General features: G+C 54.3%; 27 protein-coding genes and 1 tRNA gene. 13 read left to right on the top strand and 15 right to left on the bottom strand.

What is annotated here, in order from left to right; genetic code table 11:
* The first annotated feature begins 2 nt into the window (after positions 1-2).
* From pqiA to rmf, 4 genes are all read left to right on the top strand, one after another.
* Positions 3-1271, top strand: coding sequence for a membrane integrity-associated transporter subunit PqiA (gene pqiA / locus HFD94_RS00475; RefSeq protein WP_010669781.1), 1269 nt, complete (start codon positions 3-5; stop codon positions 1269-1271).
* The gene (pqiB, locus tag HFD94_RS00470) at positions 1258-2901 is read left to right on the top strand and encodes an intermembrane transport protein PqiB (protein ID WP_010255015.1); all 1644 of its coding nucleotides are present in this window, start codon (positions 1258-1260) and stop codon (positions 2899-2901) included. The genes pqiA and pqiB overlap by 14 nt, the downstream gene beginning before the upstream one ends.
* Positions 2898-3467: a membrane integrity-associated transporter subunit PqiC gene (pqiC, locus tag HFD94_RS00465; protein WP_122889037.1), complete on the top strand. Its 570-nt coding sequence runs from the start codon at positions 2898-2900 to the stop codon at positions 3465-3467. Before pqiB ends, pqiC begins: the two co-directional genes overlap by 4 nt.
* Positions 3468-3746: 279 nt before the next feature.
* Positions 3747-3914, top strand: a complete 168-nt coding sequence (gene rmf, locus HFD94_RS00460) for a ribosome modulation factor (protein WP_008925875.1) — start codon at positions 3747-3749, stop codon at positions 3912-3914.
* A 68-nt stretch (positions 3915-3982) separates the two neighbouring features.
* On the opposite strand, the gene fabA is transcribed toward rmf, so the two are convergent.
* Both fabA and HFD94_RS00450 read right to left on the bottom strand, forming a co-directional pair.
* Positions 3983-4501, bottom strand: coding sequence for a bifunctional 3-hydroxydecanoyl-ACP dehydratase/trans-2-decenoyl-ACP isomerase (fabA, locus tag HFD94_RS00455; RefSeq protein ID WP_009091047.1), 519 nt, complete (start codon positions 4499-4501; stop codon positions 3983-3985).
* Positions 4502-4569: 68 nt separating this feature from the next.
* Positions 4570-6438 (bottom strand): Lon protease family protein, encoded by a 1869-nt coding sequence (locus HFD94_RS00450; protein WP_122889036.1) that lies wholly within the window; start codon positions 6436-6438, stop codon positions 4570-4572.
* A gap of 53 nt (positions 6439-6491) precedes the next feature.
* Here HFD94_RS00450 and matP point away from each other — a divergent pair, with 53 nt between their 5' ends.
* Positions 6492-6959, top strand: a complete 468-nt coding sequence (gene matP, locus HFD94_RS00445) for a macrodomain Ter protein MatP (RefSeq protein WP_138919647.1) — start codon at positions 6492-6494, stop codon at positions 6957-6959.
* 95 nt (positions 6960-7054) lie between these two features.
* Here matP and ompA read toward each other — a convergent pair whose 3' ends face one another.
* Both ompA and sulA read right to left on the bottom strand, forming a co-directional pair.
* Positions 7055-8125, bottom strand: a complete 1071-nt coding sequence (gene ompA, locus HFD94_RS00440) for a porin OmpA (protein ID WP_010255028.1) — start codon at positions 8123-8125, stop codon at positions 7055-7057.
* A gap of 350 nt (positions 8126-8475) precedes the next feature.
* Positions 8476-8967 (bottom strand): SOS-induced cell division inhibitor SulA, encoded by a 492-nt coding sequence (gene sulA, locus HFD94_RS00435; RefSeq protein ID WP_031592832.1) that lies wholly within the window; start codon positions 8965-8967, stop codon positions 8476-8478.
* Positions 8968-9177: 210 nt separating this feature from the next.
* Between sulA and HFD94_RS00430 the strand changes: the two genes are divergently transcribed.
* Positions 9178-9807, top strand: a complete 630-nt coding sequence (locus HFD94_RS00430) for a TfoX/Sxy family DNA transformation protein (protein ID WP_122889035.1) — start codon at positions 9178-9180, stop codon at positions 9805-9807.
* Here HFD94_RS00430 and yccS read toward each other — a convergent pair.
* Positions 9804-11963: a YccS family putative transporter gene (gene yccS, locus HFD94_RS00425; RefSeq protein WP_022625924.1), complete on the bottom strand. Its 2160-nt coding sequence runs from the start codon at positions 11961-11963 to the stop codon at positions 9804-9806. The two genes, HFD94_RS00430 and yccS, sit on opposite strands and share 4 nt — an antisense overlap.
* Complete coding sequence (locus tag HFD94_RS00420; protein ID WP_010255036.1) at positions 11947-12387, bottom strand: YccF domain-containing protein; 441 nt, start codon at positions 12385-12387, stop codon at positions 11947-11949. Before HFD94_RS00420 ends, yccS begins: the two co-directional genes overlap by 17 nt.
* Before the next feature lie 123 nt (positions 12388-12510).
* Between HFD94_RS00420 and helD the strand changes: the two genes are divergently transcribed.
* Positions 12511-14565 (top strand): DNA helicase IV, encoded by a 2055-nt coding sequence (helD, locus tag HFD94_RS00415; protein ID WP_167432699.1) that lies wholly within the window; start codon positions 12511-12513, stop codon positions 14563-14565.
* Between the two features lies 1 nt (position 14566).
* Here helD and mgsA read toward each other — a convergent pair whose 3' ends face one another.
* Both mgsA and HFD94_RS00405 read right to left on the bottom strand, forming a co-directional pair.
* Positions 14567-15025, bottom strand: coding sequence for a methylglyoxal synthase (gene mgsA, locus HFD94_RS00410; RefSeq protein WP_010246657.1), 459 nt, complete (start codon positions 15023-15025; stop codon positions 14567-14569).
* A gap of 69 nt (positions 15026-15094) precedes the next feature.
* Positions 15095-15736, bottom strand: coding sequence for a DUF2057 family protein (locus HFD94_RS00405; RefSeq protein WP_022625921.1), 642 nt, complete (start codon positions 15734-15736; stop codon positions 15095-15097).
* A gap of 176 nt (positions 15737-15912) precedes the next feature.
* Between HFD94_RS00405 and HFD94_RS00400 the strand changes: the two genes are divergently transcribed.
* Positions 15913-16332: a CoA-binding protein gene (locus tag HFD94_RS00400; RefSeq protein WP_010669789.1), complete on the top strand. Its 420-nt coding sequence runs from the start codon at positions 15913-15915 to the stop codon at positions 16330-16332.
* A gap of 31 nt (positions 16333-16363) precedes the next feature.
* Here HFD94_RS00400 and hspQ read toward each other — a convergent pair whose 3' ends face one another.
* Both hspQ and rlmI read right to left on the bottom strand, forming a co-directional pair.
* Positions 16364-16681 (bottom strand): heat shock protein HspQ, encoded by a 318-nt coding sequence (hspQ, locus tag HFD94_RS00395; protein ID WP_010246651.1) that lies wholly within the window; start codon positions 16679-16681, stop codon positions 16364-16366.
* A gap of 59 nt (positions 16682-16740) precedes the next feature.
* Complete coding sequence (gene rlmI / locus HFD94_RS00390; RefSeq protein ID WP_022625919.1) at positions 16741-17931, bottom strand: 23S rRNA (cytosine(1962)-C(5))-methyltransferase RlmI; 1191 nt, start codon at positions 17929-17931, stop codon at positions 16741-16743.
* An 85-nt stretch (positions 17932-18016) separates the two neighbouring features.
* On the opposite strand from rlmI, the gene yccX reads away from it, so the two are divergent.
* Entirely contained in the window at positions 18017-18295 is a 279-nt protein-coding gene (gene yccX, locus HFD94_RS00385) for an acylphosphatase (protein WP_010246647.1), read from the top strand.
* On the opposite strand, the gene HFD94_RS00380 is transcribed toward yccX, so the two are convergent.
* The gene (locus HFD94_RS00380; protein ID WP_010246645.1) at positions 18296-18622 is read right to left on the bottom strand and encodes a TusE/DsrC/DsvC family sulfur relay protein; all 327 of its coding nucleotides are present in this window, start codon (positions 18620-18622) and stop codon (positions 18296-18298) included.
* Positions 18623-18726: 104 nt separating this feature from the next.
* Positions 18727-19380 (bottom strand): FtsH protease modulator YccA, encoded by a 654-nt coding sequence (yccA, locus tag HFD94_RS00375; protein ID WP_003850014.1) that lies wholly within the window; start codon positions 19378-19380, stop codon positions 18727-18729.
* Between the two features lie 220 nt (positions 19381-19600).
* Between yccA and HFD94_RS00370 the strand changes: the two genes are divergently transcribed.
* Both HFD94_RS00370 and agp read left to right on the top strand, forming a co-directional pair.
* Positions 19601-19688 (top strand) — tRNA-Ser (locus tag HFD94_RS00370).
* 271 nt (positions 19689-19959) lie between these two features.
* The gene (gene agp / locus HFD94_RS00365) at positions 19960-21618 is read left to right on the top strand and encodes a bifunctional glucose-1-phosphatase/inositol phosphatase (RefSeq protein WP_181955339.1); all 1659 of its coding nucleotides are present in this window, start codon (positions 19960-19962) and stop codon (positions 21616-21618) included.
* A gap of 65 nt (positions 21619-21683) precedes the next feature.
* Here the strand turns inward: agp and HFD94_RS00360 are convergent, their stop codons facing one another.
* From HFD94_RS00360 to wrbA, 3 genes are read right to left on the bottom strand one after another with little or no spacing between them, the layout of a single operon-like run.
* Positions 21684-23057: an NAD-dependent succinate-semialdehyde dehydrogenase gene (locus tag HFD94_RS00360; protein ID WP_167432697.1), complete on the bottom strand. Its 1374-nt coding sequence runs from the start codon at positions 23055-23057 to the stop codon at positions 21684-21686.
* Between the two features lie 53 nt (positions 23058-23110).
* Positions 23111-23341, bottom strand: a complete 231-nt coding sequence (locus HFD94_RS00355; protein ID WP_010669794.1) for a YccJ family protein — start codon at positions 23339-23341, stop codon at positions 23111-23113.
* A 20-nt stretch (positions 23342-23361) separates the two neighbouring features.
* Positions 23362-23961 carry an NAD(P)H:quinone oxidoreductase gene (gene wrbA, locus HFD94_RS00350; protein WP_022625914.1) on the bottom strand — a complete coding sequence of 200 codons (600 nt, stop codon included), beginning with the start codon at positions 23959-23961 and terminating at the stop codon, positions 23362-23364.
* A gap of 300 nt (positions 23962-24261) precedes the next feature.
* On the opposite strand from wrbA, the gene HFD94_RS00345 reads away from it, so the two are divergent.
* Entirely contained in the window at positions 24262-24435 is a 174-nt protein-coding gene (locus HFD94_RS00345) for a general stress protein (RefSeq protein ID WP_167432696.1), read from the top strand.
* A gap of 96 nt (positions 24436-24531) precedes the next feature.
* Positions 24532-25446, top strand: a complete 915-nt coding sequence (locus HFD94_RS00340) for a DMT family transporter (RefSeq protein ID WP_010669796.1) — start codon at positions 24532-24534, stop codon at positions 25444-25446.
* The last annotated feature ends 4 nt before the right edge of the window (positions 25447-25450 follow it).

The following is a 25450-nucleotide window of genomic DNA, read 5'->3' as shown; positions in this document are numbered from 1 at the left end:
GGATGTGTTCAGCAGTGAAAAGTAACGCGTGGATGCTCTGTCCACAATGCGATTTAATGATTAAGCTGCCGGACATTCCCGTTGGCAGCCGTGCGTCATGCCCGCGCTGCCACACCTCCCTGACGGCCAACTGGCACGAACCGCGTAAACGGCCAACGGGCTATGCGCTGGCAGCGCTGTTTATGCTGCTGCTGGCGAATCTGTTTCCTTTTGTCTCAATGAAGGTGGCGGGGCTGACCAGCCAGATAACCCTGGCCCAGATACCTCAGGTGATGGTGACGGAAGATTACAGCAGTCTGGCGACGCTGTTCCTTCTCTTTGTGCAGGCGGTTCCGGCCTTCTGCATGATCACCATTATCCTGCTGGTCAATCGGGTCCCGTTGCCGACTGGACTCAAAACTGGTCTGGCACGTATTCTGTTTCAGCTGCGTAACTGGGGCATGGCAGAAATCTTTATGGCGGGCGTGCTGGTCAGTTTCGTCAAGCTGATGGCCTATGGCGAGATCGGCCTGGAGACCAGCTTCTGGCCGTGGGTTCTGTTCTGTCTGCTGCAGTTGCGGGCCTTTCAGTGCGTTGATCGACGCGGCTTGTGGGACAGTCTGTCACCCCGACCTGCACTGCCCCATCCGCCCGAAGTGGGCATCAGTGGTTTAGAGCAGGGTCTGCGCTCCTGTCCCTGCTGTACGGCCATTCTGCCGGAAGCAGAGCATAAGTGTCCCCGCTGCGGCGTCACGGCTGAGGCACGGCGTAAGCACAGCCTGCAGTGGACGCTGGCGCTGTTGTTCACCTCCATACTGCTTTATATCCCGGCCAACCTGTTGCCGATTATGGTGACGGAAACCCTCGGCACTGCCTATCCCTCCAATATCATGGCGGGGGTGATTGTGCTGTGGGGTGATGGCTCCTATCCGGTGGCGTTGGTGATCTTTATCGCCAGTATCATGGTGCCTACGCTGAAAATGCTGGCGATTGGCTGGCTTTGCTGGGATGCCAGCGGACGCGGACAGCGTGACAGCCACAGGATGCACAAAATTTATGAAGTGGTCGAATTTGTAGGCCGCTGGTCAATGATTGACGTGTTTGTTATTGCCGTGCTCTCTGCGCTGGTGCGCATGGGGCAATTAATGAATGTTTATCCCGCGTGGGGGGCAGTATTGTTTGCAATGGTGGTGATTATCACCATGATTGCTGCCATGACCTTTGACCCGCGATTAACCTGGGATCGTGTACGCGAAAACAATATGAAGGAGTCGCGCCTTGACGGAAACTAATCACGGCCATGCAAAGGTGGAACAGATTAAGCGCTGGTCGCCGGTCTGGATTGTCCCCATCGTTACGCTGTTAATCGGCGGATGGATCCTCTTTTATCACTTCAGCCATCAGGGGCCGGAAGTCACCCTCATCACCGAAAACGCCGAAGGCATTGTTGCGGGTAAAACCACGATTAAAAGCCGCAGTGTGGATGTCGGTGTGGTGGAAAGCGCGGTGTTAAGCGACGATCTCCACCATGTGGAAATCAAAGCGCGCCTGAATTCAGGCATGGAAAAACTGCTGCACAGCGACAGCGTTTTCTGGGTGGTGAAACCGCAGGTGGGTCGCGAAGGGATCAGCGGTCTCGGTACTCTGTTATCCGGTGCCTATATCGAATTACAGCCGGGCACTAAAAGCCAGGCACCCGAGCAGTTTAAGCTGCTGGATGCGCCGCCGTTAGCGCCACCGGATGCCAAAGGGATTCGCATCGTGCTGGACAGCAAGAAAGCGGGTCAGCTCAATCCGGGGGATCCGGTGCTGTTCCGTGGCTATCGCGTCGGTACAGTCGAGACCAGCGCTTTTGATACCGAAAAACGCATGATGACCTATCAGCTGTTCGTCGCTGCGCCTTACGATCGCCTGATTACAACCAATGTGCGCTTCTGGAAGGACAGTGGCATCGCCGTGGATATGTCCGCTTCAGGAATGCGGGTGGAAATGGGATCGCTGACCACGCTGTTCAGCGGCGGCGTCAGTTTTGACGTGCCGGATGGCTGGGAGCTGGGTCAGCCTGCGCAGAATAAGTCTGATTATCATCTGTTTGACGATCAGCGCAGCATTCAGGATTCGCTCTACACCAACCATATTGATTACCTGATGTTCTTCACCGACTCCATCCGTGGTCTGCAGGCGGGTGCGCCGGTTGAATTCCGCGGCATTCGCCTGGGTACCGTCTCAGAAGCGCCATTGATGAAAGCCGGTCTGGACCAGGCGCTGAACAATGATTACCGCGTGCCGGTGCTGATTCGCATCGAGCCGGATCGCTTTATCAGCCGACTGGGTGAGAACTTCGATCTGCAACAGCATCTGCAGGATGGTAAAAAACGTGGCCTGCGTGCGACGCTGAAAACCGGTAGCCTGTTGTCGGGTGCGCTCTATGTCGATCTCGACTTTTATGACAATGCGCCGCCTTACAAAGGGCCGCAGAAAGTCTCTGGCTATGAAGTTATCCCAACGGTCAGCGGTGGCCTGAGTCAGATTCAGCAGAAGCTGATGGCGGCGCTGGATAAGATCAACAGTCTGCCACTGAACGGTATGGTCAATGAAGCGACAGGCACGCTGAAAGAGAGCCAGAAAACGATGCGTGATCTGCAGCGCACCATCGACAACATCAACAAAGTCACCGCCAGTCCGGCTATGAAAACCCTGCCGGAAGACCTGCAGCAGACATTGCGCGAGCTGAACCGCAGCATGAAAGGCCTGCAGCCAGGTTCACCAGCCTACAGCAAGCTGGTGGGGGATATGCAGCGCCTGGATAAGGTTCTGCGTGAACTCCAGCCGGTGTTAAGAACGCTTAACACCAAGAGCAATGCGCTGGTATTTGAGGCAAAACCGGGACAGGATCCCCAGCCGAAGAGGGCGAAACAGTGAATAAAGGATTGATACTTTGTGCCGCGCTGGTGTTGAGTGCGTGCAGTAGCAGCGTTGACAATACCTGGTATCAGCTGCCCTCCGGGGCGGCTTCCATGCAGGTCAGCAGCAGCCAGCTGAATGAAGCGCAACCGATGTTATGGGTGCAGCAGGTGACGGTGCCGGACTATCTGGCAGGCAACGGACTGGTTTATCAGACCAGCGATGTCAAATACGTTATCGCCGCGAATAATCTCTGGGCCAGCCCGCTCGATCAGCAGTTGCAGCAGACATTGATCACTAACCTGAGCAAGGCGCTGCCAGGCCGGCTGGTCGCAGGTTCACCTTTAGGCGCGCAGCACGATACGCTGAATGTGATCGTGACAGGCTTTCAGGGACGCTATGATGGCAAAGCAGTCGTCAGTGGCGAATGGACGCTGGAACATCAGGGCCGGCTGACCAAACAGGCGTTTAACCTGGTACTGCCGCAGACCGAAGATGGCTACGATGCGATGGTCAGAACGCTGGCGGCGGGCTGGCAACAGACAGCACAGAAGATTGCCAATAGTGTGGTTGCGTTAAATTAAGATTGATGTGAATAAATAAGCTAAGCCCCTGACCGATTGTCGTGCTTTTTCGACATGGGTCAGGGGCTTTTTTATTAGCTTAATCAGAAAGATAGTGTTGTCGTATGCATCACAGAACGTCATTATTTTTACTGATTAAGGTCACATTTATGACACTGGCATGAAGATTGGGCATTGATCTTTGGGTGCGCAGGAGGTAGAACATAAGGGTGGTTGAACATTAATTCACCACTTTTCTTTCCACCAGATTCCACAGACCTTACATGAGGGACACGGAGTATGAAGAGACAGAAACGAGACCGCCTCGAACGCGCCCATTCACGTGGTTATCAGGCAGGCATTACTGGACGCTCAAAAGAGATGTGTCCGTATCAGTTGATTGACGCTAAGTCTCACTGGTTGGGAGGTTGGCGACAAGCCATGGAGGACAGGTCGGTAGCTGCATAACCGGATGTCACTGAAAAGGGAATATAACCTCCGCCATGCGCGGAGGTTTTTGTTTCCGGGGGAAACAGTTAGAAAGCGGCGGTATCTTTAAACAGGCCGACTTTAAGATCGCTGGCGGTATAGATCAGATTACCGTCAACCAGCACTTCACCATCTGCCACACCCATAACCAGTTTGCGGTTAATAACGCGTTTGAAGTGAATGCGGTAAGTCACTTTCTTCGCATCTGGCAGGACCTGACCGGTGAATTTCACTTCACCCACGCCCAGCGCACGACCTTTACCTTCGCCGCCCAGCCAGCCCAGATAGAAACCAACCAGCTGCCACATGGCATCAAGGCCCAGACAACCCGGCATCACCGGATCGCCAATAAAGTGACAGCCGAAGAACCAGAGATCAGGATTGATATCCAGCTCCGCTTCAACAAAGCCTTTGTCATATTTGCCGCCGTCTTCGGTCATTTTGACCACGCGGTCCATCATCAGCATGTTGCCGGATGGAAGCGGCGGACCATTTTCGCCAAACAGTTCACCACGACCTGACAGAATCAGATCTTCTTTGGTATAGGATTCGCGTTTATCTACCATGTTTTCAATAAGCCTTGTTTTAGTGAATCACGAATATTAGCGAACAGTTGTACGCTGAGCAAATCGGATTAACGGTGGTTGAACCAGTTAAGCCAGCGCAGCGCCCAGGGACGTTGCGGACCGTCCGGCTGGTTGAACAGGCTAATGCGTTCCTGGATGGTATTCAGCAGGCAATCGCCCAGGCCATCCTCGGTACTCCAGATTTTACCGGTCAGCAGCGGTAGCGCTTCATCGGCACGGTCAATTGCCCAGATATGGAAATGACCCTGTTCAACCGCACTGACAACCGCCTGGCTGAGGCTGAGATGACGGACATTGCTGGCGGGAATAATCACACCCTGCTGACCTGTCAGTTCTCGCTGATGGCAGATATCAAAGAAGCCTTCGATTTTCTCGTTCAGTCCGCCCACCGGTTGTACGTTGCCAAACTGATCAACCGAGCCGGTCACCGCAATTTGCTGATTGATGGGCTGATTAGCCAGCGCGCTGATTAAGGCACAGAGTTCAGCCAGTGAAGCACTGTCACCATCCACCTCGGAGTAAGATTGCTCAAAGACCATTGAGGCCGAGAAGGGCAGTTGCTGATCGAGTTCCAGTTCGGCAATCAGGTAAGCCTGCATAATCATCATGCCTTTGGCATGAATATTACCGCCCAGCTCCGCTTTACGCTCGATATCCATGAATTCACCATCGCCGGGATGTACCACGCAGGTAATACGCGAGGGATCGCCCCAGGCACGGGGATGGCCAGGATATTCAACGACCGACAGGCCATTAATCTGACCAACCACTTCGCCTTCGGTTTCAATCAGAATCTGTCGCAGCAGGATCTCGTCACGCATCCGCTCATTGAGATAATTCTCGCGCCACAAACGCGCTTCCAGCGCATCACGCAGCGCTTCAGCATTCAGTTCATCGCCCATCAGGGCCGATTCGCGCATCTGGCGTTGTAGCCAGCGGGGGCAGAGTGGCAGCGTTTCCTGATCGCCGCTGTAGCGGACGCCTTCTTTAATCAGTTCTGGCCAGAAGTCCACTTCCGGCTGGGGCAGCCCCGCCTGTTGCGCCAGTTCGATGTTCCAGCGACACCAGGCAAGCATGTCATCTTCATCCAGAATCTGAATATTCTCTTCAAATTCAGTATAGATGGCCATTTCGTGAGCTTCGGGATCCAGCTCCTGAAATTCTGCCAGCGCTTCCCGATCGCCACACAGGACCAGTTTCAGATTGAGGGGCAAGGGAGGAATCGAGACTGGCAGCGGCCGGCGTTCATCCTGAGATGTCCACTCAACATAGCCCTGCTCAATACACTTTTTCAGGCGCAACCAGAGAATCGGCTGCGTTATCAGGCTACGCAGTGAAAGCAGCAGCGTGCCGCCATTAGCACGATGGATCAGGCCCGGTTCCAGCTGGATGCGATCTTTATACTGGCGCACGCAGCCAAACAACTGCTCCATCTCAGTCCATTCAGCAAAGTGAATACCACCCTGACTGGTGAATGGGCGTTGAGGATCGGAGGGGGGCTGGAGCGTGACGTTGTCGGCCATGATATGGTAATCACCGCCGAATAGAGTGGTACTGTCGGCCATAACCCGCTCTGCGGCCTGGGCAATGAATGTCAGATAATCGCGATTCTCCTGGCTACGAACCAGCAGTAACGGGAAACCCTGCGTCTGATGGTGTAAATGCGCCAGTGCATTCAGCAACCGGGGCTGTACCGTTGCCAGAGCATCAGTTTCTTCATCAGCAATTCGGGAGAAAACGGATTGGTATTGCGCGCTATCTGGCTGTAAGGTCTGCCACGTAAGTTGAGTGCTGGTCAAAATAATCGCATTTGTCTGTTTTAAGAAAAGCGAGATTATACAGGATTCACCCTTGTTAAGCACTGCAGACTTCCTGTTGAAGATGTGATGGTGACAGCATGTTTTTCGTTGCTGCATCCGGGAAAAAAGCTGTTATTCTTAGTTCGTTACGTGATCACGATGAGATTCCGATGAAATACCAGCAACTCGAAAATCTTGAATGTGGATGGAAGTGGAAATACCTGGTGAAAAAACATCGGGAAGGTGAACTGATCACGCGTCACCTTGAGTTAAGCGCGGCGCAGGCAGCAGTGGATAAGCTGCTGGCAATGGAAAATAATCCGGTTACAGTGAATGAATGGATCGCAGAACATATTCACGCTGATCTGGATAACCGACTGAAGCAGACCATCCGTGCCCGACGAAAACGCCATTTCAACGCTGAACATCAGCATACGCGAAAAAAATCGATAGACCTGGAGTATCTGGTCTGGCAGCGACTGGCAGGTCTGGCACAGCGGCGCGGCTGCACGCTCTCTGAAACGATTGTTCAGCTGATAGAAGATGCAGAACGTAAAGAGAAATATGCCACTCAGATGTCGAGCCTGAAGCAGGATTTGCAGGCGATTCTGGGTAACTCCGGTTCAGAGAGCGAATAATCGGGCAGGGCAATCAGAGCCTTCATCTCTCAGTCCGGTTTTATTACCGGCATAAAAAAACCCCGCCTTAGCGGGGTTTTTTATTACGTATAAACTTAAGCCTGTGGCTGAGTTACAACGTCTTTGATACCTTTAACGTCGATTTCTACACGACGGTCCGGCGCCAGGCAGTCGATCAGGGCATTACGGCCTTTCACGCTGTCACAGGTGTTGCCGGTAACTGGGTTAGATTCACCCATGCCACGTGCAGAGATCTTGTTAGAAGGAATACCTTTAGATACCAGGTAATCTACGACTGACTGAGCACGTTTCTCAGACAGTTTCTGGTTGTACTGCTCTGAACCGATGCGATCGGTGAAGCCCAGTACGACAACGGAACCATCTTTAGGATCCATTGAGCTCAGCTGGCTGTACAGCTGATCCAGAGCCTGCTGGCCTTCTGGCTTCAGGGTAGATTTGTTGAAGGTGAACAGAACGTCAGACTTCAGAGTGAAACGCTTGGTTTCAACAACTGGAGCTGGTGCTGGAGCCGGAGCTGGCGCCGGAGCAGCGACGTCATCCTGACCGAAGCGGTATGAAACGCCTACGCTCAGCATGCCGTTGTCTGGACGAGTACCAACGGTCTGTGCATCACCGATGTTGTTAACCCACTGGTAATCCAGACGGGTAGCCCAGTTTTTGGTCAGCGCATATTCAACACCAACAGCAGCCAGCGGAGATACGCCGGTGTCGTGGTCGCTGATGCGGCCAGTAGTTGGGTTAGTCTGCGTTGAGTCTGCACGCCATACCATGCCGCCCAGACGAGTATACACGTCCAGATCGTCATAGATTGGGTAGCTCAGTTTAGCAGCCAGCTGAACGCCCTGTGCTTTGAATGCGCCGTTAGTCACGTTGCCTTTGTTAGGCATGCGACCCAGCCAGTCATAGCCCAGCTCGAAGCCCAGGTATGGATTTGCCTGGTAACCAACGAATGCACCTGCACCCAGCTGGCTTTCATGAGTTGGACCGTCATTGTTTTCGTAACCGTTACCGTAGTAACCAGTGTCGTGATACTGAGACCAGCCCAGTTTAGCACCGGTGTACCAGGTGTCATCTTTCGGAGCGGCCTGCGCTACGGTAGCGAAGCCAGCCAGTGCCACTGCAATTGCGATAGCTGTCTTTTTCATTTTGCGCCTCGTTATCATCCAAATAGGCAATGAGCAAAAAGGTTGCTCTTGGTTTAAATCCTTCGCCGGGTCAAAACGCTCGCTTATGACTCTACCGCAAAAAACGGAGGTTATTGAGCACCCTGGCGAGCTAAAGTCTACAACGAGATTGGAAACTTACAAGTATGATGTGAGGCGCTTATGTAAAAAAACAGCGATTTATACACAATTTCTAACAATTAGGCTGGTCTTATTGCCGCGGCAAAAAGCCTTAAAAACTTGCTAAACCATTGTCAACGCTCGAACTAACAGAATCAGTGGTTTAGCTGCGACAGATAAGAAAAATAGCTTGGGAAACTTCTGATTTTTACTTAATGAAACAAATCCGACTGAATTTTTATCGCAGTTTGCGGTCTGAGAGGCGCTTCCGATGTCCCGCTTGCACGCAAAATCAATCCCAGCGCTTCACCCTCTGCCGCCGCATTTTCAAGTTGACGTCGTTCATCTTCGTCAAGATCGTAAGGAATCCATGCCAGAACGACACTGTAATTTCCTGTACGCAATGCTTTGACCATCGCTTCAACCGCATTCAGACGTTCAGAATCGGCGATATGCATACTTTTATCCAGTGGTAATCCTGATTCCTGCAGCCAGGTGCGATTCAGTTTATATGCCGGTGTTAACCACAATTGCCAGCGCGATTGCTGACTCAGCTGCTGCAATAATGGCAACAGCAACATCTGCATCATACCGGGCTGTTCGCTGTAGCGTAACTCAGTAATTCCACCGCCCTGAGAGGCCGGAACGGAAGAGGACGCATAATGATGAGCATAGCGTGAATTATCAGGATGTTGTGTTCGCATAAGTTAATCACCAGCAGTGGACTGTATGAATATACAGTACTGTCATCCTGGATAAAGATCAACCCAAATTTCGGAAAACGCCTCGCAAAATCGCGACAAGATTAGTTGAAACGCTATTTATTCATTGAACCCGCTGAAGCTTTTTTTTATCTTCTAATTACCTGATACCCAAGGTAATTTACGATATATTTCTTACATGGAGGTGGTGCAATGAAAAAGGTGAATCCGGTTGTAGAGCGCTCCAGAGCGCGCCTGGCCCCATTAGGAACAATAGAGTCGCGCACCCAGTTCGGAGGCTATGCCCTGGCTGTAGAAAGTGTGGTTTTTGCCTTAATTAATAAAGACGAACTCTATCTGCGTGCCAGTGAACCTTTGCGGGAATACCTTACAGATCGTCCGCTGCAACCCCTGATTTTTCGCAAGCGGGGCAAGCTGGTGAGTCTCAATTACTTTCGGGTCGATGAGGCGTTGTGGCGCGACCCTGACCATATGCTGGCGCTCTCCGCTGCCTCTTTAGAAACGGCGCAGCTGGAGTTGCAGGACCGACAATCCTCACCGCGGTTAAAAGATCTGCCAAATCTCAGCGTACGTATGGAGATGATGCTGTACGAGGCGGGCGTCATGAGCGTCAATCATCTCTACCAGATGGGAGCTAAACAGTGCTGGCTGAAGCTTAAAGCGATCAACCAGCACGTTGGGTTCCAGACATTACTTGCGCTGCAGGGGGCCATCACGGGCCACCATGCCGCCGCGCTGCCGCAGGCGACACGGGCGGAGCTGAATGCGTGGTTCCAGCGCACGCTTTTATCAAACCCCAATCTCAGAAGCGGCGAAGGCTAATCAGTGATTAGCGTGCGGCGCAGGCGAGCCACATCGGGCATTAATGCCACCAGCAGACCGAGTTGCTGGAGCACCAGCGGCGCACGCGTATCCGCATCTGCGGCCAGCTGGCTGATTCGCTGAGCCAGTTGATGGCGCATCGTTTCTACGTGCTCATCGCTGACAACTTCCGTTTGCAGCACATCCTCCACATAGCAAACCGTATCATCCAGCAATGTCAGCAGTTCGGGTGCGGTAATTTTATCGCGGTGAGCGCCCAGCGCAGAAATGTAACTCAGAAACGAATGGTTGGAGCAAAGCAGTTGAAAAGCCGAATCGCGCAGCTTCTGGCTGGTGCGACTTTCACTGCTCATGTTTGAGACCACTGACGCCAGTTCAGCATCCGCGTTATGCGCATCACGCCGTGCAATGCGATAGGCGAGACGGTTATCTTTGCCCTGATGATATTGCTCCATGATCGCGTCCAGATAGCGGCAATTCGCTTTCAGCGTTCGTTCTGCCACGGCAGGTAACTGACGAAAGCGCCAGTCTGGCCAGATAAACGCGACAGCCAGCCAGGCCAGCCCACAGCCCAGTAGGGTATCCACTACCCGCGGCAGGGCAACTTCAAACCCTTCACCCAGCAGGTTAAAGCAGAGCAGCACCAGCAGAGTGATAAACAGCGTGGCCTGTGCATACTGCACCTGCCTGAAAGCGAAGAACAGTACGCCCGTGATCACTATCAGGATTAACTGACCTTCAATCGAAGGCACCAGCCATAAAACGGGCAGACCAATCGCAATCCCCGCCAGCGTTCCGCCGATGCGCAAGGCCAGTCGTCGCTGCGTTGCATTGTAGTTGGGCTGGCAGACAAACAGGCTGGTCAGCAAAATCCAGTATCCCCGCTCCAGCCCGGTTACCTGAATAAAACCATATCCAATACAGAGCACCACAGACATCCGAACCGCATGCCGGAACAGCGCCGATGCGGGCGAGAGGTGGCGGCTGAAGCGCAGCCGGATATCACTCCAGCCACTCAATCCTTCGCGTGACAGCAGATTGTCACTGTGCTGAGGATCTTCACCGGCCAGCGTCTGTTCTGATTCGATCGAAGCAAGCTGTGCGTCGATGGCGCGCAGGTTGCGCAGCAGCCAGAAAAGAGCACGGGTATGCGTAGCGTCAGGATCATGCTGCTCCAGACGTTCTATCGCTTTCTGTAATCGTTCAAATGCACGCTCAAAACGGCTGTCATGCACCCACCTTTGACGCATCAGAATGCAATGTGCCAGCTGGCGACAGGCCTGAGCCTGCATATTCAGCAGGCGTTGAAAGCGAAACAGAATTTCGTTGTAGCGCCAGTCGCCGCGCAGCAGATGATATTGCAGATGGGAAGAGCTGGCCCGTTCATGAATATCCTGCGCCACAAAGTAGTAATGCAGACTACGGCGGGTGCCGCGCGACCCGCGATCGCCGCGCAGACGACTCTGCAGTGTGGTCTTGGTCAGATTAAGTTGCGCCACTAACTGGCTGTTGACCATCGCCGCATCGATAAACGCGGCATCATCCTGATCGCCCGCGTCGGGATCGAAAAGATTCGCTTTGGCATCAAGGTAACGCGCCAGTTGTGAAAAACTTCCGGCCAGTTGCTCCTGCACCGGCCGGACCGGAAACATCAGATGGCCCAGTAATGTCAGCAGGTTGTACCACAACGCGCCGACCAGCAGCAGCATCGGCTGCATATACCACTGGCTGAACAGTCCGATGCCGAGCATGGTATAGACCGCAATCAGCAGAGCACCAAAGGCGATAGTCGCATAGCGCTGGCCAAGGGCGCCCAGCAGAATAAAGCCCCAGGTCGAGATTGCCAGCCCGATAATAAAGGCGAATGGATAGGGAAACAGTAACTCGACTGAAACCGAGGCGATGCAGAAGCAGAGCAGGGTAATCAGCAGATTCTTCAGGCGACCGGCCAGGCGATCATCGAGATCGGCCAGCGCAGCAGCGACCACTCCCAGGGTCAGAGGGATCGTCCACTCAATCTGATGCAGCCACCAGGGAATGGCGGCGCAGCCACTCAGTGCAAACAGGATCCGCAGCAGATAGCGCCACGTACTGTTAAACAGATATTTGCGCCAGCCTGGCACGGCATCCGACATCATATTAGTAGCGGCGGACATTGGCTTCGCGCGCGGCGCGCGCCTCTTCCACTGATACCACCCTGCGGCCAACCGGCCAGAGCGCGATAGCGGCGATCTTAAAGTTCGCAATCCCTACCGGAATACCGATGATACTGATGCACTGCACAATCCCCACGGAGATGTGCGAAAGGCAGAGCCACCAGCCAAAGAAAATCAGCCAGAAGATATTCAGAAAGGTGCCGCCGGTATTCAGAATATGACTCTTACTTTCCGGACGCAGCACATCAACATGCACCGCCTCGTTGCCAAATGGCAGCAGCGAGAGTTTGGTGATTTCCCAGCAGGAGCGGGTCAGCGGCAGGGTAAAAATCAGCACGATGCTGATTAACGTGGCAAACAGCCAGCTCAGGGTGGTGAAAAAACCGCCCAGAACAAAATTAAGAATATTTAAAACGGTGCGCATGATCTTCTTTTCCTTTTGCATTCCGCAAGATGTGACGCCAAGTTTAGCCTGTTTTAAGGCTGGAGCGCTAAGGGTCTGACAGGTAAACTCCCCCTAATCCTATTCTCTGACGTTGGTGTCGGCGTGGAACTGAAAGCAACCTCGATGGGCAAACGGCTTGCCCAGCATCCTTATAATCGTGTCCGTTTGATGGCGGCAGGCGTCGAAGTCAGCGGCGATAAGCATGAGTATCTGATCCCCTTTAACCAGTTACTGGATATCGCCTGCAAGCGCGGGCTGGTGTGGGGCGAGCTGGAGTTTTTGCTGGCCGATGAAAAAGTGGTCCGCCTGCATGGCACGGAATGGCAGGAAACGCAGCGCTTTCACCACTATCTGCTGCAGGCCTGGCAGAGCTGGAGTCTGGAGATGAGCGCAGTGTGCCGCGAGGTGCTGCAGGCGCTACGTGACGAAATCGAGGCGTTTGGCGCGCAGGATCGCTGGCTGAACCGCCACGAGTTGCAGGCGCTGAAAACCAACATCCTCAAACAGTTCGATGCATTGCCGATGCCGCTCTCCCGCTTAAAAGATTTTGCTGACTGCCGGGATAACTGGCAATTCTGTCAGCGCTGGCTGGAGCAGGGTGAAACGGCGTTGCGGCAGCGAAACCGCGACTGGACGGCCGCCATGCTCACCCGCTATCAGGATTTCTTTGCCAGCGTCGAGAGCACGCCACTCAATCAGTCGCAATGTGAGGCGGTGGTTAATGGCGAGAATTCTCTGCTGGTACTGGCAGGCGCGGGCAGCGGTAAAACCTCGGTGCTGGTGGCTCGTGCAGGCTGGTTAATGCAGCGCAAGCTGGCCAGCGCCGATCAAATCCTGTTACTGGCATTTGGCCGCCAGGCGGCTGAAGAGATGAACGCACGTATCCAGTCGCGGCTCTCCGCCGCTGACATCCAGGCGCTGACCTTTCATTCTCTGGCACTGCATATTATTCGTGAAGGCAGTAATAAGCAGCCAGTTATCAGCAAACTTGAGAGTGATGCCGATGCGCGTCGCACGCTGCTGATCCAGCAGTGGCGGCAGCAGTGCCATGAGAAGAAGGCGCAGGCAAACGGCTGGCGTCAGTGGCTGCGTGATGAACTGGAGTGGGAGTTACCCGAGGGGCCATTCTGGGAGGACGACAGGCTGGCAAACCGGCTGGCGTCACGGCTGGAGCGCTGGCTTGGTCTGATGCGCATGCATGGCGGTGCGCAGGCAGCGATGATCGCCGACGTACCCGAAGAGATCCGGGATCTCTTCAGTAAGCGCATCAAACTGATGGCACCGTTGATGAAAGCGTGGAAGAGCGCATTAAAAGAGGAGGGCGCGGTCGATTTTTCGGGTCTGATTCACCAGGCGATTGCCATTCTGGAAAAAGGACGGTTTATCAGTCCGTGGAAACACATTCTGGTGGATGAATTCCAGGATATCTCGCCTCAGCGTGCCGCGTTACTGAGCGCATTACGCCAGCAAAATAAGCGTACCGCACTGTTTGCTGTTGGGGATGACTGGCAGGCCATCTACCGCTTTAGTGGGGCGGAGATGACGCTGACGACGGCATTCCATCACTATTTTGGTGAGGGAGACCGCTGCGTACTGGACACAACCTACCGTTTTAACGACCGCATCGGCGACATTGCCAACCGGTTTATACAACAGAATCCGCAGCAGCTGGCAAAACCGCTGAACAGCATTACCAAAGGCAATAAAAAGTCGATTTCGCTGCTGGCGCAGGATCAGCTGGAAGCCTTGCTGAACAAACTCAGCGGTTACGCGAAGCCTGATGAGCGAATTCTGCTGCTGGCGCGTTATCACTATCTGCGACCGGATTTACTGGATAAAGCCAGAACCCGCTGGCCAAAGCTCAATCTGGAATTTATGACGATTCATGCCAGCAAAGGTCAGCAGGCAGATTACGTCATTTTGCTGGGATTACAGCAGGGTAAAGAGGGCTTCCCGGCAGAGGCGCGCGAATCGATTATTGAACAGGGCTTATTACCGCAGCCAGAAGCGTTCCCTGATGCAGAAGAGCGCCGTCTGGCCTATGTGGCACTGACGCGCGCGCGTCAGCAGGTTTTTCTGATGTTCGATAAGGCCGCGCCGTCACCGTTTGTCGATCACTTCCGCGAGCTGGGTGTGCCGGTGCTGCGTAAAGCCTGAGTTACTTCAGACGATCGGCCAGATAGCGCTGATAGTCGGGGATCATAATCTCTACACTTTGCGCAAACAGTGGCGACTGAATGATAAAGTCAGCCGTGGAGCGGTTAGTGGCTACCGGGATATTCCATACGGTAGCCAGACGCAGCAGCGCTTTGACATCCGGATCGTGCGGCACTGCGTTGAGCGGATCCCAGAAAAAAATCAGTGCATCGATCTTTCCTTCCGAAATCAGCGCACCCACCTGCTGATCGCCGCCCATCGGGCCGCTCAGCATGGCTGTCACATTCAGGCCCGTATCGCGATTGATCAGATTCCCGGTAGTGCCGGTAGCATAGAGGATGTGCGATTCCAGCGCGGGCTGGTTTTGTTTCACCCAGTCAAGCAGGGCAGCTTTGCAGTGGTCGTGGGCGACCAGCGCGATATGTTTTGTGGTGCCGAGGGTACGAACAGTCTGTTCCATAAAGGCGTCCTGGTAAGGCTCATGCGCAAGAAGAGAGAGCACGAGTGTACCTCTGGCCTTTCGACTCTATCAACTCGTACGTAGCATTTTGACCAGCGTCAGAAGCTGCTGACGCGTGGCTTCATCGAAGCGGTGAAACCAGCGGTGCAGCGAGGGCAGTTCGGCCTGAGTAGTCCAGTCCAGATCGGCGGTAAGCCGGACGGAAGAGGGCGTTGCAGAAGTGGTATTTGCAAACCGCGGCACAGAGGCAATCTGGCGGGTGCGATTATAATTCAGCATCGCTTTTTCCATATCTGCGGATGTGGTGACCGGCAGGTGGTCGCGCACGCTGGTAATCTCCGTGCCTTTTTCATCCACCAGCTGAAAGTTCAGGCTGCGGTCAAAATGATAACGCTCGCGTTTTGTCTCCAGCGCAGGCAACCGAATGGTAATGGTTTTGGCAACCGCGGTGAACGTGACGATCATCGGTACCGACTGATAAGCGATGACGTTCTCATTCTGACCTTTGCGCTGCTGCTCTACCCGAAACAGAAACTGATGCTGACCGCGGTCCAGCTCCAGGCTGTCTGCACCTTTGAGAAGGGAGCCTGAAATTTTTCGACCATCCAGCACCAGCAAATCGATCTGAGGATCGAGCTTTAATGTGATGGCAGAACAGGACGCCGAAACGAGGAGGGTAATTAACCCCGTAACAGCCAGCGACAGCTTCATTTCAACTCCGGTAACTGAAGACACAAAGGATGGTGTGTAGCAAATTCTTACATTATGGCAGTTAATTTACATTTAAACATATTTATTCGTGCGCGGGTTCAATTAATTTCGCTGAGGACTTACCCGCTAAAGGGCACGCCAATCTACACTCAACACTGGCCTGAAAGGAGATAAACATGAACGATCAGACAATTCGTGAGGTGCTGACGCGCACCCAACGTATCGCCTTAGTCGGAGCAAGCGATCGCCCCGAACGTCCCAGTTACGGTGTGATGAAATATCTGCTCGACCAGGGATATGAGGTGATCCCGGTCAGCCCGAAACTGGCAGGGAAAACGCTGCTGGGGCAGCAGGGGTATGCCAGCCTGGCGGATGTACCGGGCAAGATTGATATGGTGGATGTCTTTCGCAATTCTGAAGCCGCGTGGGGCGTGGCGCAGGAGGCTATCGCCGTGGGGGCAAAAACATTATGGCTGCAGCTGGGCGTGATTAATGAGCAGGCGGCGGTACTGGCACAGGATGCGGGCATGACGGTGATTATGGATCGCTGCCCGAAGATTGAAATTCCGCGTCTGGGAATAACGCGTCAGAAATGATGAGTGTGGCGGCAGAGCGTGCCGCCACAGATTAATGTCGCAGATGAGGTGCCTGTAATTGCTGACGTACCGATGCTGCCAGCTCATCCATTGAAGGCTGCTCAGGGTGTTCAATGCTGGTTTCGCCGGAAAGCTGAATCTCAGCAACGTAGGTATGTACCTGATCGCCTTCCTCATCTTCCATCACCACATGATACCAGGGCGCAGTGCGCATTTTCTCTTCCGCGCCAACATCTTCAATTTTAGGCTCATCTAACGAGTATTCAGGATCGACATCGACGATAACGCCCAGTACGCCGGACAAACGATGACGAACCTGCTGACCAATACCAAATTTACTGGCAATCATTGTGACCTCCGAAAAAAAAGCTCTCTTACCAATATGGGGGCAGGAGCCGTTTTTTCAAGTCACATGACGCGGCAGGCGAAACCTTTCAGGTAGAGACCTTCCGGATAGCTGGCGATCACCGGATGATCTGCGGCCTGGCGGAACTGTTCGATAAACTGTACTTCGCGGCCCGCATCCAGCGCGGCATCGGCGATGATCTTCTGGAACAGATCGGTGGCCATCAGACCGGAGCAGGAGAAGGTCATTAATACGCCGCCCGGATTCAGTAACTGAATGGCGAGCATATTAATGTCTTTATAGCCGCGACAGGCGCCCATCAACTGGCTTTTGTTTTCGACGAACTTTGGCGGATCCATAATGATCAGATCAAATTTCTCGCCACTGTCACGATAACGGCGCAGCAGTTTGAAAACATCATCACGCTCAAATTGCGCGCGTGAGAGATCCAGCTCATTCAGTTCAACGTTCTGACGGGCAACGTCCAGCGCCTCCTGTGAAGTATCCACGCTGATCACTTCTTTACAGCCACCCATCAGCGCAGAAACCGCGAATCCACCGGTGTAAGAGAAGCAGTTAAGGACGCGTGCATCCTGTGCGTAACGACGCGTGGCGAGACGGCTGTCACGCTGATCAAGATAATAGCCGGTTTTGTGACCGCCCTGGATATCCACCAGCAGCTTCATGCCATGTTCAGTAATCGGCAGCAGCGGCGGCGGCAGTTCACCGGTAACGGTGCCCTGCGTCAGCGCCAGACCCTCTTTCTTACGAACGGCGACGTCCGAACGGTCATAGATGGCGCAGCCAGGGAAACAGTGCTGCAGGGCGGTGATGATCGCTGCACGCTGATATTCTGCGCCTGCCGAGAGCAGTTGCATCACTAAAAAGTTGCCAAAGCGGTCGATGGTAACGCCCGGTAAACCATCAGATTCACCGGCGATCAGGCGATAGCTGTCCAGACCATCGCGGGCCGCCAGCCATTCGCGCCACTGTTGTGCCTGTTCAAACCGGCGGACAAAGAAGGCGATATCGATGGATTCATCGGCCTGCCAGCTCCAGACGCGGGCGCGGATCTGCGACTCGGGTGAATAAGCGGCGCGAGCCAGCCATTTACCGTTGCTGTCACAAACGTCAATGGTTTCACCCAGTTGCGCTTTACCTTCCAGACGCGCAACGGCACCTGAAAAGACCCATGGATGGCGACGGAGCAGGGACTTTTCACGTCCCTTTGCGAGAATCAATCTGACTGTCATAGTTTGCTATGCTTACCTGAAAAAATGAGGCGCCATTGTCCGGTGGATAACGGGAAATTGCAACGAACAGCAGCAGGAGAGAATAATGTCAGCAGCCTGTTTTAAAGCATGGGTTCATGGCCGCGTCCAGGGCGTCGGGTTTCGTTACAGTACTCAGGCAGAAGCCAGGACGCTGGGCGTACTGGGCTATGCGCGAAATCTGGATGACGGCAGTGTCGAGGTGCTGGCCTGGGGTGAGGCGGAGCAGGTCGATGCGCTGATCGCCTGGCTTAAAGCGGGCGGGCCACGCAGCGCGCGCGTTGAAAAGGTGCTGGTGGAGCCGCACCAGCCCGCAGAGCCACCCCGCGATTTTACGACCGGTTAATTACAGACATTTCGCCGGCTTAGGCAGACCGGCGATTTTTGTCGCCTGTTTAGCCGGCCCTTCAGGGAACAGGCGGAACAGATAGCGGCTATTGCCTTTCTCTTCGCCATATTTCTGCGCCATCGCCTTCACCAGCATTCGCACGGCGGGTGAGGTGTTATATTCCAGATAAAAGGCGCGCACAAAATGGACCACTTCCCAGTGTGCTTCAGTCAGGGTCAGGCCTTCCTGATCGGCGATGTGGACAGCCAGTGCTTCACTCCAGTCGCCGGGATGCTTCAGATAGCCTTCGGCATCGACGGCGATTTCGTTACCGTTAAAATTCACGTGACATCCTCTTAGTAAATGACGGCGCAGTTTATCAAACCTGGCGGGCAGTAAAAGCAAAAACCCCGCCGAAGCGGGGTTTTACAGGCTACTGTCACTGCGGATTAGTTACTGCGGGCAAACCCCAGCAGGCTCAGCAGGCTGACAAAGATGTTATAGAGCGAAACATAGAGGCTGACCGTCGCCCGGATGTAGTTGGTTTCGCCACCGTGAATGATGTTGCTGGTTTCCCACAAAATCGCACCGGCTGAAAACAGAATGAACAGGGCGCTGATGGCCAGATGCAATGCAGGCAGCTGCAGGAAGATGTTGGCTACCACAGCAACCAGCAACACAACGAAACCTGCCATCATCATGCCGCCGAGGAAGGACATATCACGACGGGTGGTCAGCACGTAGGCCGAACAGCAGAAGAACACCAGCGCCGTGCCGCCCAGCGCCAGCGCTATCACGTCACCCATGCCTGCGGTTAAGAATGAGCTCAGGATAGGCCCCAGGCAATAACCCAGGAAGCCGGTAAAGGCAAAAGCGGCCAGGATGCCCATCGGGCTGTTAGCCAGACGGTAGGTTAAAAACATTAAGCCATAGAAGCCAACCAGCATCAGGATTAAACCCGGCGCAGGCAGGGCTAGCAGGGTGCTGGCGGTAGCCGTAACGGCCGAGAAGGCCAGGGTCAGTCCGAGAAGAAAATAGGTATTGCGCAGAACTCTGTGCGTAGACAGCAGTGAGGACTGCGATGAGGTGACAATTCTTTCCATGTTGCGCTCCTTTAAGCAGAACACCAGATATGTGCCGAGAATACGCAGGCCATTAAAGAGGGAAAAGGCGTTTTACCCTTCTTTACGCGCTAAACTGCTAATTGTTTGAGCAGAGTGGCGATTTTGACACCGAAAAATCACAATCTGGCTGTTTTTCAGGCGAATAGACAGATAGGTGCTTTACATCCCTAAACGGGGTGTTTATAGTGCGCGTCATTGCGGAGGGGTGGCCGAGCGGCTTAAGGCAGCGGTCTTGAAAACCGCCGATGGGAAACCATCCGAGAGTTCGAATCTCTCCTCCTCCGCCACATTTTACAGGCCAGCACGCAGTGCTGGCCTGTTTCGTTTCTGCTCTCTCTGTTACTTCTTCCTGTCCGAAAAAAGCGTGCCACTCTCTGTGACGCGTGGCTGCGCATTCATCTCTCCGGTGCATCTCTGCTATAGTCCACTCACCGTTTTTGCAAACATCTGGCGCTTTTCTGAGGCGAGCTGAGTTACACTGTTGATTACATCGCTCTGAGGCGAGCTAATGGGTTGATAGCCAGAGTGTTTCTTTACTGAATGAATGGAATAGGCACAATGATCAAGAAACTGAGTCTTTGCGCATTGTCAGTGCTCGCTGCATTGCCGGTCGGAACGGTAGCATTTGCTGCTGAGGGTGATATGCAACTGCAACAGGTGCTGATGTTAAGTCGTCACAATCTGCGTGCACCGCTGGCTGATAATGGCAGCGTGCTGGCGCAGTCGACCAAAAAGAGCTGGCCGCAGTGGGATGTTCCCGGCGGACAGCTGACCACGAAAGGTGGTGTGCTGGAAGTCTACATGGGTAACTATACCCGTCAGTGGCTGGCACAGCAGGGCCTGGTGAAGAACGGCAGCTGTCCTGACAGCAATAACGTCTTTGTTTACGCCAACAGCCTGCAGCGCACTGTGGCCACCGCCCAGTTCTTTGTTAATGGCGCCTTCCCGGGCTGTGACGTCGCTGTTTCTCATCAGGATGAAATGGGTTCCATGGATCCTATCTTCAATCCGGTTATCACAGATGGCAGTGAAGCATTCAATAAGAAAGCGCTGGCTGAGATGGCCGCTGCAAATGAAAAACTGTCGCTGAAGCCTGCCTTCCAGCGCCTGGAAAAGATTGTCGATTACAAAGCATCGCCTGCCTGCAACAATAAAAAGCAGTGCGACCTCAGCAGTGGTCAGAACACCTTCAGCGCTGAAAATGGTAAAGAACCGAATGTCAGTGGCCCGCTGAAAACGGGGAATTCCCTGATGGATGCGTTCACGCTGCAATATTACGAAGGTTTCCCGCTGGATCAGGTTGCATGGGGCCAGATCAAAACGCCTGAGCAGTGGAAAGAGCTGTCAGCGATTAAAAATGGTTACCAGGATGCGCTGTTTACCAGCCCGGACATTTCCCGTGAAGTGGCGGCACCGCTGGTGGACTACATCCGCAGTCAGTTAGTGGATCAGGACAAAGCCAACGCGCCAAAAATTACGCTGATGGTAGGCCATGACTCAAACATCGCCTCGCTGCTGAGCGCGTTGCAGGTCAAGCCTTATGAACTGCCTGATACCTTCGAAAAAACGCCGATTGGCGGTCAGGTTGTTTTCGAACGCTGGCATGATGCGAAAAATGATAAAGACCTGCTCAAAGTTGAGTATGTCTATCAGAGCGCCGATCAGCTGCGCAACGCAGACGTGCTGAGCCTGAAGAACCCACCGAAGCGCGTTACGCTGCAGCTGGCGGGTTGTGAGACCGATGCAAACGGCTATTGCAGCTGGGATCAGTTCTCTCAGGTGCTGAATGCTGCGTTGCAGGGCACGCCAATGCAGCCAGTGGCGGCACCACAACCGGCAGCCCAGTCTGACGACGACAGTGCGAAAGCCGCAGCGACCAATGATGCTGCTGCTGATAAGGCTGAAGCGGATAAAGCGACCGCAGCCAAAGAGAAGGCTGACGCCGATAAAGCTGCCGCTGAGAAGTCTGAAGCGGATAAAGCCGCCGCTGAAAAAGCAAAAGCGGACAAGGCAGCAGCCGATAAAGCTGCGGCTGAGAAGGCAAAAGCGGACAAGGCAGCAGCGGATAAAGCCGCCGCTGAGAAAGCGAAAGCGGACAACGCGGCAGCGAAATCAGCCAGTGCCGATAAAGGTGCGGCTGACCAGGCTAACGCCTCGAACACGCCTGCAACAGCGCACAACGACGACTCAAAGTCAGCAGCTGTGGCAACACAGTAATCGCGCTATCCGGCTGATAATAAAAAACCCCGTCGAGACGGGGTTTTTTTATGGCTGCAAGGCGATTAACCCGCCACGACCACCAGTTTCTGGTTAGCAAACTCTTTAATGCCCAGATCAGACAGCTCACGGCCATAACCTGAACGTTTCACGCCACCAAAGGGCAGTTCCGCTGAGGTGTCGCTCTGAGAGTTGATAAACACCATGCCGGTTTCAATGGCAGAGGCCAGTTTACGACCGCGTGCAATATCGCGTGTCCAGACCGAGCCGCCCAGACCATAGTGAGAGTCGTTCGCCAGCGCCACAGCCGCCTGATCGTCACCTATGACATAAATCTGCGCGACCGGACCGAAGAACTCCTGATAATAGGCGGGATTATCCGGAGTAATGCCAGTGAGAATGGTTGGCTGATAATAGCAACCTGCACCTTCAACGGCTTTGCCGCCCGTGACCAGTTTTGCGCCATTGGCGACGGCTTCGTCTACCTGTTTCACCAGGCGGTCACGCGCGTCAGCGGAGGAGAGCGGGCCAAGCGTAGTCTTCTCATCCAGCGGATCGCCCAGCGTAGCGGAACTCAGTGCAGCGCTGAACTGGCTGATAAAGCGATCGGCAATCTTCTCATGCAGAATAAAACGTTTTGCGGCGGTACAGACCTGTCCGCAGTTGCTGAGGCGAGCCTGCACGCCCTGACGTACCGCTTCATCAAGATCGGCATCATCCAGCACCACAAACACGTCATTGCCACCCAGCTCCAGCGTCGATTTCTTAAGATGCTTACCGGCCTGCTCAGCCACGGCGCTGCCCGCGCGCTCGGAACCAGTCAGGGCGACACCCTGTACGCGGTCGTCAGCAATCAGATCGGCGACCTGATCGGTGGAGATGAACAGGTTAGTCCAGGCCCCTTCAGGCGCACCCGCTTCACGAACCAGCTTCTCAAAGACATCGGCACAGTGCGGCACGATATTGGCATGTTTTGCCAGCACCGGGTTACCCAGCGCCAGGTTAGGTGCCAGCACGCGCATCAGCTGATAGTAAGGGAAGTTCCACGGCTCGACGGCGACTAAAACGCCAATCGGGTGATACTCAACCCAGGCTTCGCCCAGATCGCTGGGATAGGACTGCGGCTGCAGAATACGTTCCGCATTCTCTGCGTAGTAGCGGGCAATCTGCGAGCAGATTTTCACTTCTCCGCGGCTCTGACCAATCAGTTTACCCATCTCTTTACTGGCGATGGTGGCCAGTTCTTCCGCGCGGCTATCAATCAGGTCAGCCAGTTTTTTCAGTACCTGCAGACGCGGCTGAATATCACCTTTGCTCCATGAAGAATGGAAAAGGCGATCGGCCACTTCGAGGGCATGGCTGGCGGCGGCTTCATCGTGTGACGGCCAGCTTTTCAGCAACTGGTTGTTTGCGGGATTAATGCTTTGATAGGAAGACATAGCGTACTCCTTGGTGAGCTAAAAATTGAGGGCGGGAAAGTCCCGCCCCTGAATCAGACGTTCTTACGTTCTACGGGCTTGTCATCCCAGGTCAGGAGATCTTTATCGGTTTTTTCAAAGGCGCGAATCAGCACGTCATCACTGCCTTGCTGACGCCAGATCTCTTCTGCCAGTTTTTCATCGTAATTGGCCACTTCGAAAATGGCCTCGGCAATTTCAGGGGAGGTATGACGCAGACTTGCCCATTCGCCAACGTGATGTGCTTTTGATTGTTCAGTAGACATACTTTTCTCCTTTGATTAAATCAGTCCTGCAGTTTGACGGTCAGTCCGGCAACATGTTCGCCCTGAAAACGGGCGATATTCAGTTCCGCTTCGGTAGGCTGACGCGAACCATCGCCGCCCGCCAGGGTGGTGGCTCCATAAGGCGTTCCACCGCGAACCTGTGAAATATCGAACAACTCTTTGGTTCCGTAGCCGATTGGCACAATCACCATGCCGTGATGCGCCAGGGTGGTCCAGACAGACGTGATGGTCTGTTCCTGTCCGCCGCCGGTGCCGGTTGAGGTAAAGACGCTGGCAACCTTGCCAAACAGCGCGCCTGACGCCCAGAGTCCGCCGGTGCGATCCCAGAATGTCCGCATCTGTCCGGCCATGTTGCCGAAGCGGGTCGGGGTACCGACGATAATCGCGTCATAGTGCGGCAGCACCTCAGGCGTGGCTTCTGCTGCCTGCTGATCGGTTTTGCCGCCCACCTGGGCAAAGCGATCGGCCTCCATCGTTTCTGGTACCCGCAGGATATCCACTTCCGCGCCGGGAACCCGACGAGCGCCTTCTGCAACCGCGTTCGCCATTGTTTCGATATGTCCGTACATCGAATAGTAGAGCACCAGAATCTTAGCCATTGATCTCTCCAGATGGTTTTGACGTCCAGAAAAAGTATAGAAGAGCTTTCGTTTTACGCAGGCGATGCCGAAGCCGGAACGGAGGAGTCGGGCAATAAATCAGCAGCTAATCGGTTGTAAGTCGGCAGAGTGTTCGTTGTTTAGCCAAATTTCTGGTGATTACTCTGTTGCTAAATGTGACTGGCGGACGAGTGAAAGGATAATCTGGCTATTATTTAAACATGGGCTGAGCTCGCGTTTCGGGCCGTCAGCCCTCTGTTTTTAATTCTTAATTATCGCACTACGCGACAGGAGCAAATCATGACAACACATCGTGGGGGTTCTGGAAATTTTGCTGAAAACCGTGAACGTGCCGCAGAAGCGGGACGTAAAGGGGGGAAAAACAGCGGCGGTAATTTTAAAAACGATCCGCATCGCGCCGCGCGTGCCGGGGAGAAAGGGGGACGCAGCAGTCCTAAAAAACCGGACGCATAACCCCACACTGCCGCCGGTTGAGACCGGCGGTTAACGTCGTTGCTTTTCCCCCTCGCTCTCCCCACAATATTGTCCGGACACATCATCAGGTGAATTATGTCGGACACACTCCGCGGTTTAACCCTGCGCCTGACGCGGCAGGAGCTGGTATTACTTTTCATAACCATGATCTGGGGCGGCACCTTTCTGGTGGTGCATCGTGCGATGCAGCACTCCGGCCCGTTCTTCTTTGTCGGCCTGCGTTTTGCCACCGCCGCGCTGCTGCTGGCGCTCTTTTTCCGCCGCTATCTGGCAGGCATGACCTGGCTGGAGGTGAAAGCGGGCGCGCTGATTGGCCTGTCGATCGCCGGGGGCTATGGTCTTCAGACGTGGGGAATGCAGACCATTTCCAGCAGTCAGTCCGCCTTTCTCACCGCGCTCTATGTCCCTGTCGTGCCGTTGCTGCAATGGCTGTTTCTGCGCCGTCCGCCGGGATTGATGTCGTGGCTGGGGATTGTACTGGCGTTTACCGGCCTGCTGCTGGTGGCCGGGCCGCAGGATGGTCGCATCACTCTGAATGCAGGTGAAATAGCGACGCTGATCAGTACCCTGGCGATCGCCGCCGAGATCATCTTAATCAGCCGCTATGCCGGTAAGGTCGATGTGCGCCGTGTGACCCTGATCCAGCTGGCGGTGGCATCGCTGTGCGCCTTTGGTCTGATGATCCCCAATGGGGAAACGGTGCCTGCCATCTCAACGCCGCTGCTGCTCAGCGCGCTGGGGCTGGGTGCAGCCAGCGCCCTGATTCAGGTCACCATGAACTGGGCGCAACGCAGCGTTTCGCCAACCCGCGCTACGGTGATTTATGCCGGGGAACCGGTCTGGGCCGGCGTCGTGGGGCGTATTGCGGGTGAGCGCCTGCCTGCGCTGGCGTTGCTGGGCGGCGCGCTGATCGTCTGCGGGGTGATCGTCAGTGAGCTGCGGCTGAAACGAAAAAAAGCGGTGCAGCCTGCTGCCACACCGCTGGAGTAGGTCG

The sequence above is a fragment of the Pantoea sp. EKM20T genome (assembly GCF_011800485.1).
In the GTDB taxonomy this organism is placed as follows: Bacteria; Pseudomonadota; Gammaproteobacteria; order Enterobacterales; family Enterobacteriaceae; genus Pantoea; species Pantoea agglomerans.
Note: the sequence above shows the minus strand (reverse complement) of the source record. Positions and strands in the feature narration are given on the sequence as shown.